General features: G+C 61.3%; 10 protein-coding genes. All 10 read right to left on the bottom strand.

The window, feature by feature from the left end; translation table 11 throughout:
• Positions 1 to 590 (bottom strand): SDR family NAD(P)-dependent oxidoreductase (locus B5F27_RS15000; protein WP_087368896.1); only part of this gene is annotated, 590 nt, incomplete at its 3' end.
• A 78-nt stretch (positions 591 to 668) separates the two neighbouring features.
• Positions 669 to 1,469 (bottom strand): carbohydrate-binding protein, encoded by an 801-nt coding sequence (locus B5F27_RS14995; protein ID WP_087368895.1) that lies wholly within the window; start codon positions 1,467 to 1,469, stop codon positions 669 to 671.
• Positions 1,470 to 1,487: 18 nt separating this feature from the next.
• On the bottom strand, positions 1,488 to 3,578 hold the full coding sequence (locus B5F27_RS14990) for a heparinase II/III family protein (RefSeq protein ID WP_158098270.1): 2,091 nt from the start codon (positions 3,576 to 3,578) through the stop codon (positions 1,488 to 1,490).
• A 107-nt stretch (positions 3,579 to 3,685) separates the two neighbouring features.
• Positions 3,686 to 4,495 (bottom strand): PTS system mannose/fructose/sorbose family transporter subunit IID, encoded by an 810-nt coding sequence (locus B5F27_RS14985; protein ID WP_087368893.1) that lies wholly within the window; start codon positions 4,493 to 4,495, stop codon positions 3,686 to 3,688.
• Positions 4,485 to 5,261, bottom strand: coding sequence for a PTS sugar transporter subunit IIC (locus tag B5F27_RS14980; RefSeq protein ID WP_087368892.1), 777 nt, complete (start codon positions 5,259 to 5,261; stop codon positions 4,485 to 4,487). The genes B5F27_RS14985 and B5F27_RS14980 overlap by 11 nt, the downstream gene beginning before the upstream one ends.
• A gap of 25 nt (positions 5,262 to 5,286) precedes the next feature.
• Positions 5,287 to 5,772 carry a PTS system mannose/fructose/N-acetylgalactosamine-transporter subunit IIB gene (locus B5F27_RS14975; RefSeq protein WP_087368891.1) on the bottom strand — a complete coding sequence of 162 codons (486 nt, stop codon included), beginning with the start codon at positions 5,770 to 5,772 and terminating at the stop codon, positions 5,287 to 5,289.
• Between the two features lie 42 nt (positions 5,773 to 5,814).
• The gene (locus tag B5F27_RS14970; RefSeq protein ID WP_087368890.1) at positions 5,815 to 7,005 is read right to left on the bottom strand and encodes a glycoside hydrolase family 88 protein; all 1,191 of its coding nucleotides are present in this window, start codon (positions 7,003 to 7,005) and stop codon (positions 5,815 to 5,817) included.
• Positions 7,006 to 7,020: 15 nt separating this feature from the next.
• Positions 7,021 to 7,455: a hypothetical protein gene (locus tag B5F27_RS14965; RefSeq protein WP_087368889.1), complete on the bottom strand. Its 435-nt coding sequence runs from the start codon at positions 7,453 to 7,455 to the stop codon at positions 7,021 to 7,023.
• Between the two features lie 366 nt (positions 7,456 to 7,821).
• Positions 7,822 to 8,601 (bottom strand): AraC family transcriptional regulator, encoded by a 780-nt coding sequence (locus B5F27_RS14960; protein WP_087368888.1) that lies wholly within the window; start codon positions 8,599 to 8,601, stop codon positions 7,822 to 7,824.
• 70 nt (positions 8,602 to 8,671) lie between these two features.
• On the bottom strand, positions 8,672 to 9,085 hold the full coding sequence (locus tag B5F27_RS14955) for a hypothetical protein (RefSeq protein ID WP_087368887.1): 414 nt from the start codon (positions 9,083 to 9,085) through the stop codon (positions 8,672 to 8,674).
• Positions 9,086 to 9,490 lie beyond the last annotated feature (405 nt).

The raw sequence follows: 9,490 nt of genomic DNA, 5'->3' as shown, positions 1-9,490 counted from the left end.
GTGGCGATGTAGCCGGGTCCGATGCCGTTGCACTGGATGTTGTAAGCGCCGTACTCGGAGGCAATGTTCTTGGTCAGCATCTTCAGGCCGCCCTTGGCTGCTGCATAGGCCGAAACGGTCTCGCGGCCCAGCTCGCTCATCATGGAGCAGATGTTGATGATCTTGCCGCCGCCCTGGGCGATCATGTCGGGAATCACAGCCTTGGACACGATGAAAGGAGCGTTCAGGTCCACGTCGATGACCTGGCGGAACTGCTCAGCGGTCATGTCGCACATGGGGATGCGCTTGATGATGCCGGCGTTGTTCACCAGAATGTTGATGTGGCCCACTTCCTCGGTGATCTTCTTCACCATCTCGTTGACGGCGTTCTCGTTGGTGACGTCGCAGACGTAGCCGTGAGCATTGATGCCGGCCTCCTTGTAGGAAGCCAGGCCCTTGTCCACCAGCTCCTGCTTGATGTCGTTGAACACGATGGTGGCGCCGCAGTTGGCCATGGCGGTGGCGATGGCGAAGCCGATGCCGTAGGATGCGCCGGTGATCAGCGCCACTTTGCCGGTCAGGTCAAAGGATTTCTGGGTGCAAACAGACATTGTGCAAAACCTCCTTAAAATGATGCAGATGTGTATCCAATCGCCGGGTCGGCGTGGGATTTGTGCCAGCCTCAGCCCTTACGGCCGGGCGGGAGCGGACGAGTCCTGCCCGTATACTTCCAGCTGGGTCAGGGCCGGGAAGGGGGACGGGTCGTCGGCTTTGATCAGGCTGCCCAGCTTGAGCCAGGTAATGCCGGAGCGGGCAATGGCGAACCGGTGGGGCTCGCTGCTCTTTTCCATCTCCACCTGCTCCTGGGTGCCGTCCGAGAAGGTGAAGGTGCCCCGAATCCACCAGTTGTCGTGGGGGAAGTCGGCGCGGGTGTACAGTACGATGGTGTCAAAGTCCACCGAGCGGCCAAACTCCAGGGTCAGCTCGGCGTCATCCTGCCGGTTGATGCCCCAGGAAGAATAGGGCCACCGGCCATGGGAGGACACCGCCGCCACCCCGTCGATGGCGTTGCGGGCGGCAAACACCGACTCGCCCCGGGTTTCCACATTGGCTCTGGCGTGAGGGTAGCAGCCCTCCACGTCGTGCTGGTCAGCGGGGTTGCGGGCAAGGTTGCGATAGCCCAGCTCCCAGCTTCGGGCGGGACGCAGAGTCAAATAGTGCCGTTCGCCAGTAAAGGCCTTGGGGTTGTGGGCGTCCTTTTTTTCGTCAAACAGGACAGAATAGCGCAGGGTGTTCTGTGCCAGATACACCAGAGCCTCGTCCAGACAGTCGTCCACACGGACCATGTAATGGCCGGGTTGATCCACTTCAAACAGGATCACGTCCCCGGGCTCATAGGCGCCGCTCCAGGCCAGAATCGCTTCCTCCCGGCCACTGGCTTCCGCCTTGCACGCGCCCTGCGCGTCCACGATACAAATTCGATTGTTCATCCTCAGTTTCTCCCTTGTTTATTTCAGGCGAACGGTGCGGCGGCTGTGGGTCTCGCCGCACAGGACCACCGCCTTGCCGTAGACCGGCTGGCCCTGGCAGTCAAACACCTTGGCCCCGCGGAAATTTTCCCGGTTCCAGACCAGAAGGGTCCAGGCCTTTTCACTGCCGGACCGAACCGTCCAGGCCGATACGGTTTCGGGGTCCAGAGGCCGGGTGCTGCCGGCCTGATATACGTGGGCCGGCTCGGCCGTCCAGTCCTTGTCCACAAAGAGGGTGCAGCCGGTCCAGCGGTCCCGCATGGCAATCTCCCCCACCAGCACCACCCCATCCTGCTTTTCGTTGTAGCAGGGGGACAGAATCCCCGTCCGGGCGGTGAAGGGGTGGGTGGAGCGCAATTTCAGGGCCGCCCCGCCGCTGTGCAGCAGCCATCCCTCCGGGATGGATTCTGCCTGTACATCGGCGGCCAGGTGGAAGTATTCCCGGACCTGGTGCTCTCCCCGGCAGATGACATCCTGCACCGACAGCCAGACCCCTTCATCCAGCACCATCAGGCGGCGGATGATGTGATAGGGCGTGCCGTCCCGCAGGGTTCCATGGAATGGCATCTCCACATAGTGGGCCCCGCCCTCCTCAGCGAAGTAGTTGGGCCCCGTCTCGGCGTAATCCGCATAGCTCCAGGAGCCGTCGGGGGTTCCGCCCGACTGGCCGTCGATGACGCAGACGTTGTGGGCCGCCGGGGCCTTGAGTTCCAGACGCAGGGGATCGTCCTCCCGGTAGGTGTAGCGGCCGCTGTCCACCAGGAAGGGCTTTCCCTTGTAGTAGAGGTTCAGGTGGGTCTGGTCTGCGTGGCCGTGGCTGCTGCCCAGAGGGCTGTTTTTGACGGCGGTAAAGTGGGCCGCCGGCTCCCAGCCCGACCGCAGCGCCAGATTGCCGCTGCGGGGACAGTTCCAGCTGCACTGGACCGGCTTTTGGGCCGGCTGGGCCTCAAAGGCTGCAATGCCCGGGGCGCCCAGCTGCCAGGCGCTGTCCATGTCCAGAGCCTCCCCTGCCGCCCAGCGGAATATCCCGCCGTCGGGCAGCAGGGCGGCGGCCCGGGCCAGCACATCCCGCACGTCGGTCACATCGCTGTCGCACTGGGGCAGCTGGAACAGGGCCGGGTCCGCTGTGTACAGGACGTGCCGGCTCATGACCCGCACCGCCTGTTCCAGCCAGCCGCCGGATGCAAAGTCCAGCCCCTCCCCCGGCCCGGCCTGCTGTTCCGCGCAGACGGTTTCCGGCCGGGCCAGGGCGTCCTGCGCCGCAGGACACAGGGTGCAGCCCGCCTGCCGGGCCGCCTGCAGCTGGATCAGCAGTTTGGTGCAGGCGTTCAGGACCTCCACGTGGTACATGGGGGACTGTTCCCAGTGGGTGCCGTCCTCCAGAATCTGCAGCCGCAGCTGGGTCCGCAGCTCCTCCCAGGCCCACGCCTCCAGCCCGTCGGGCAGCACGCCGGACAGCCAGGCAGAGCCGGCGCAGATGGCCGTGGTCTGCAGAACGCCCCAGTTGCTGAGGGTGTACCGGGCCAGATACCGCTGGCGCAGGTTGGCGAACTGTTCCGCCAGGCTGTGCAGGATGGTTTTGGCCTCTGCATCGGTGAGGGCGTCCCCCGCCAGGAGGAAGGGCAGCAGCCTGCACCAGTTCATGCACCGGATGCCGGTGTCGATGGTGCGGGTGGCCGGGGTCCCCTCCAGGGTGATGGGGTTGCTGGCAATCCAGTCCAGAATGGACGCCGTCACCTTGCGGGTGTAGCGGCCGTCTCCGGTCAGGACGGCGGCCTGCCACAGCTTGGGCAGGTAGTCGTGGCGGTTGAGCATAAAGACCCACTCCGGGTCTCCGTTGGGGCTGTGGGTCCACTGCCCCGGGGCCACGGTATAAGGGATGCGGCAGGGCTCCATGTCCCACCGGTCACAGAACACAAAGCGGTTTTCCAGCAGGTCATCCGCCTGCGCCCGCAGGGCCGCGGCCTCCTGCCCGCAGTGGGTCTCCACATAGCGGGCAACGGCCTGCACATCGTACTGTGCGGCCAAGACGCGGGCGGTCGAACGCAGCTGTTTGAGGGAGACGTTCATGGGTGCATCCTCCGATAAAAAAGAGGCAGGGATGTGGCGCAACATCCCTGCCCGAACGTGTACGGGTGAGTTCTGTGACGCCTGTCAGCGCAGACCACACAGAAAGGTCAGGCTACCAGGTGCAGCACAGACAGCAGGATTCCCAGCAGGATGGTCATGCAGACCAGCTTGACGGTCGTCCACTTCTTCACTTTGATGAGGTAGAACACCAGGCCCACAAACAGGCACGGCAGCAGGTTGGGTGCGATGGCGTCGATCATGGACTGCAGGGACACCACCTGTTCCCCGCCGCCGGGGACCGAGGCCACATACTGGATGGGGGTGGTGATCTTGACAAAGCTGACCGCCAGGCCCGCGATGACGGTGACGCCGATCATGCTGGCCACACGGGAGATCTTCTCGATCTGGCTGGTGAGGGTGCCGATGATGCTGGTGCCCAGGTTATAGCCCAGCATGCCGGACATCAGCTTGACCAGCAGCAGCACGATGTTCATGCCCAGCAGGTAGATGATGGGGCCCATCATCAGGCCTTCGTAGGCCAGGGATGCGCCGATGGTGCCCAGCAGGGGGGCCAGGACGAACTGGGACAGAGAGTCGCCGATGCCGGCCAGGGGGCCCATCAGAGCCATCTTGATGTTGCGGATCTCGCTGTTGGGGGTGCCGTTCTCCAGCATCACCAGGTGCAGGCTGGTGATGAAGGGAACAAAGTGAATGTTGGTGTTGTAGAAATCCAGGTTCTCCTGGAGTGCGGCCTGCAGGGCGTCATCGTCGTCCTTGTACATCTTGCGCAGGGCGGGATACAGCATGTTGGCGTAGCCCAGGCCCTGGTAGTTGCCGTAGTTGAAACCGTTCTGGATGAAATATGCGCGCAGCGATGTTTTGATGTAATCGCTCTTGGTCAAGACATTAGATGCCATCTTCGAACACAACCTCCTCATCTTCAGCAGCCACGCCGCCCTTATTCTGGTTGAAGAACACGATCAGAGCCACAGCGGTGGCGGTGATGGCCACAGCCATGGTACCCAGGCCCAGGTAGGAAACCAGGACGTAGCCCAGCAGCACGAAGGGGATCAGCTCCTTCTTGGCCATGACGTTCAGGATCATGGCGAAGCCGACGGCGGGCAGCATCTTGCCGGCGATGGTCAGGCCGGTGCTCAGCCAGGCGGGGATCAGGTTGATGACGGCTTCCAGGCCGGAGGCGCTGAGGGCAGCAGCCAGGCCGATCAGGCAGCCCACAATGAAGAAGACCCACACCGTCAGGTTGGCGGCCAGACGGAACATCCGGAAGTTCTTCTTCTCCAGTGCGCGGGTGGCGGCACCGGTCAGGGTGGTGGCGAAGGTATAGGTGGCGGTCAGCACGAACTGGAAGCCCACCGCAAAGGGGATGGACAGGGCCAGAGCGGTTTCCACGTTGACGCCTGCGGTGATGGCCATGATGGCGCCCACGATGCCGGGGCCCATGTGGTTGGGGGGAATGGAGCCTCCCTGGGAGACGCCGTAGCCCATGAAGGCCAGCTCGCCCACAGCGCCCATCGCCAGACCGGTGACAGGGTCACCCAGAATCAGACCGACACCCGTTGCCATGACCAGGCAGCGGTTGGTGTAGATGCCCAGCAGCATACCGGCCAGACAGACGCCGGTCCAGAGGGCAATCAGCACCGCTTGAAACATTGTGATTTGCACGAAAATCTTCCTCCTCTTTTTGACGTTAGATGTACTTATTCAGGTCCACCAGAGCGGCGCCGTCGTCGCCGGTGGCCGTAGCCTTGGTGTTGAAGGTAATCCCGTACTGATCCCGCAGTTCCCGCAGGGCAGCCTTGTCCTCAGGGCCCAGGGCGATGAACTTGCTGATCTCCTCCTTGCCGGGAGCGCGGTGGATGTTGCCCACGTTGATCTCCTTGACCGGCACGCCGCCCGCCACCAGGCGCAGGGCGTCCTGAGGGGTCTTGCAGACGATGAAGATCACCTGCTTGGGGGATGCCTTGTGGATCAGGTCGCAGGTTTTCTGGACCGAGAAGAACCGCATGGCGATGGTCTTGGGGACCACGGCCTTCATCAGCTGCTGCTGCATGGGGTCCTCGCTGGCGGCATCGTTGGCCACGATCACCGTGTTGGCGCCCAGGGCCTTGATCCAGATCTGGCCCTGACCATGAATCAGGCGCTCGTCAATGCGGAATGCAACAATGTTCGGCATACTCTGTTTCCTCCTTGATGGTTCTTAACATTGAGTACCGGGTTACCAGTACAGATTCCAGTCTTTGTAGAAGCGGACCAGCGCTTCCATGTAGTAGTAGTCGCCCCAGATGTTGCCCTCGTCCACGCCCTTGCCGCTGTGCCAGGAGTAGACGCCGTGGTACAGCACCGGGCTGCCGGGCTCCGCCGTGGTGCCCTGATAGTTCTCGATCAGGCTGCGCAGGATGCGGTGGCAGGCCCGCTGATAGGTCTCCTTCTCGGGGTGCAGCTCGGGCAGGTATTTGCCCATTTCCAGCATGCCGCAGACGGCAATGGCCGCGGCCGAGGAATCCCGGGACTGGCCCGACCCGTCGCCGAAAATCAGGTCCCAATAGCAGACGTCGTCCTTCGGCAGGCGGTTGAGGAAGTAGTTGGTCATGCCCTCGAACAGGTTGACCGAAGCGGGGTTGTGGTTCTGCAGGTAGTTCAGGGGGATGCCGTAGATGCCCCAGGCCTGACCCCGGGCCCAGGCGGAATCATCGCTGTAGCCCTGACGGGTGGCGCCCCGCAGGGGCTGGCCGGTCTGTGCGTCAAAGTAGTAGGTGTGGAAGGCCGAGGCGTCATCCCGGATGACGTAGTTGGCGGCCTTTTCAAAGTGCTTGTCCGCCGCGTCTGCGTACTTGGGATCGCCGGTGATGCCGGTGGCCCAGTACAGCAGGGGGATATTCATAAAGCAGTCGATAATCAGGCGGTAGTTGTCCTGTGCGCCCACAGCGCCCCAGGCCTGAATGAAGCCGTCCCGCTGGTTGTAGCGCTCCATCAGCTTGTCGGCCGCCAGAATGCCGGCCCGCTTGCCCTTTTCGGAGCCCACCAGCTTGTAGCCCGCCACGCAGGAGGGAGAGTACAAAAAGCCCAGATCGTGGTGGTCCAGCTCGATGCGGTTTTCCACACGGTGGAGGAAGGAGTCGATGTTCTGTTCGGCACGCTGCCGGAACGCTTCGTCCCCGGTGTATTCGTAGCACAGCCACAGCAGGCCGGTCCAGAAACCGTCGGTCCACTCGATGTTCTCGATGATGGGGTATTTCAGGCCTTTGGTGGCCGACCAGGGGAACTTGCTGCCGAAATACTCCATGTTGGCCCGGGTCTGGGCCACCACAAAGTCCATGGCCTTTTCCACTTCGGCCCGGGTCAGCAGCGGGGTGGAGAGGTATTTCTCACGGTTTTTGATGGGCTCCACATGAATGGTCTTGATCATCTCGGTCCCTCCGCCTTACAGGCCGTCCTCAAACTCCGGCTCTTCCTCGTCTGCGGTCTGGGCATCCCAGTCCACAAAGCCTTCCACGCCGGTCTGAATCACATCGGCGGTGAGTTCGGCCAGGTCCATGCTGTCCGAGGAGAAGGCGGCTTCCATCAGGGCCGGCATGCTGGTGCCGGCCACCACCCGGATCTGCTTTTCCGGCATGGTCATCTTCAGCTCCACCGCGGTGCGGAAGGGGGTGCCGCCGGCCAGGTCAGCCATCACCAGGATCTCCGGGGTCTCGATGGCGGCCAGACGGGCCTGCATGGCCTCCTTCAGCTCCTCTGCGCTCATTCCCTCGGGGAAATCCAGCGCATATACATTTTCCGGTGCGCCTGCAACCAGGCGGGTTGCGCTCAAAGCACCGGTGGCAAAGTTGCCGTGGCCGATAATCAAAATGCTGACCATAGTAGACATCCTCCTTCATCCAATCGCGTATCTGCCGGCGCCGTCCGGCGCTTCCAAGCCGGGCGCCGGGGGCCAATCTCCAGCCGTTTCGGCTGTGCCCGGCGGTGTGTTCGCCGCCGCTCAACTGTACCTACAGTATACCGTCCCGCGTCCTCCACTTGAATACCTTTTACGACACATTTCATTCACGAAACGGACATTTTGGCTGCAGATTTCAGCCTTCTCACAGCTGCGTTTGTAAAAGCGCACAAAATGAAAATCTTAAAATTGTAAAAAACGCCATACAGCTTTGATCGCTGTACGGCGTTTTTTCGCAAAAGGCGGTAAAGTCCCGCTCTGTTTTCTCTGCAGTTTTCCCGCGCGGGGTCAGGTTTCCAGTTCTGTCCGATCCGGCACATTGGAATAGACGCCGGCCTTGTCTTTCATGAACTGGGACGGAGCGCAGCCATAGTATTTTTTGAACACCCGCGAAAAGTACAGGGCATTGTCAAACCCGCACATTTCGGCGATTTCTGCGATGGTGTATCCCGCCGCCCACAGGGTCAAAAGGCGCTCGGCGGTTTTCATCCGGACGTCGGTCAGGTACTCCAGCGGAGACAGCCCCACCTCTTTTTTAAACAGCTTGCGCAAGTAATCGTAGTGGAAGGGCAGGGTCCGGATGAACTCATCCAGCTGGTAGTCGGAGCGGTCAAAGTTCTCCATGATGCTGGCCCGGATCTGGGCCACCGGCTGGGAAAACTCCACATTGCTGCGGAACACCACAATGTAGCTGGCGATCAGCTCGCCCAGAGAGGCCAGCACCAGCTCGTGGCGCTTGCGGTCAGACATATGATACAGACGGACCTGGGCAAAGGCATGGGCCAGGCTGCCGTCCTCGTCCGCCACCCGGAAGGCGTCCTGGAAGGGAAAAGACGGGGAATCCAGCATGATATGGATGTTGGCAAATCCCTCGGTGCTGGAGTTTGCGTGGGCCATTCGGGGCGGGATGACAACGGTCTCGCCGGCGGAATAGGTGATGGAGGGCTGTTCCTCAAACCGGAAGGTGCCCTCCCCTGCCGTACAGTAAACCACTTCCCAGTGATCGTGTTTGTGCATGCGGACATTGTAAATTTTGGGATGTTCCCCCACGTACATGATCCTGTTCATTTTGTTACCTCGCTGGATTGGACAAAGACGCTGTGATAGACGGCTTGGCCCCAGGGCCGGGAGACGCCGGTCAGGATTCTCCGGCGGCGATGCGGGCCTTTTCGGCGGCGTTGTAGATCCGGGTGTACTCGTCTTTCCAGGGGGTCAGGCAGTTCTGGCCCCACAGCTTGGAGCCATAGACCCGGAAGTCCTTGACGTTGGTGGAACACCACTTCCCCTCAAAATCCACCAGCATCACCGCCTTGTGGACCCGCAGCAGCATCTGGTGATCGTTGGGCGCGTAGATGTAATAGGCGCTGTCCTTGAAATCCCGCTCCAGGCCCAGCGGCATGGCGCAGTAGATCTCCTCATGGCTGCTGTCGGTGGCATACAGGCAGATTCCTCCGCCGATCTTTTCCAGGGTGACGCCATGGCTGCCGCATTCAAAGGCAAACCGGTTTTTAAAGATGCTGAACTTGACTTTTACGGCCTCTCCTACAAGCATGGAAACTCTCCTTTTCACGATTGTTCTCTTTTTGCACGGATGCACAAAAGGTCGCTGCCAAATCTGTTCTGGGTACGGGCGATTTGGATGTTTGGCTCTATCATAGCACAGATCTGTCCATTATACCACCCCTCCTTCCGCCATTCCCTATCCGCCCGGGCGGGGCGCGGGGCGTGACAGCAGGTGCCCTGTTGTGCCTTATCAAGCGGCGTCCACGGTTGGACCTAGGAGGCAGGTAGTGGGGTGGGAGTTCGTCGGGCTCCCGGGCTCATGTAAAAAAGCGCCCCTCCCGTCTTTGAACTGAACCAGTAAAAACGGACAATAGACAAAACGCCCCCTGTGTAGGAAAATAAACCTATACAGGGGGTGTTCGTATGTCCAGACAAAAATACACACATATCCAAG

It is taken from the genome of Faecalibacterium sp. An192 (assembly GCF_002160175.1).
Lineage (GTDB): Bacteria > Bacillota > Clostridia > Oscillospirales > Ruminococcaceae > Faecalibacterium.
This window is presented reverse-complemented; position numbering and strand designations above follow the sequence as displayed.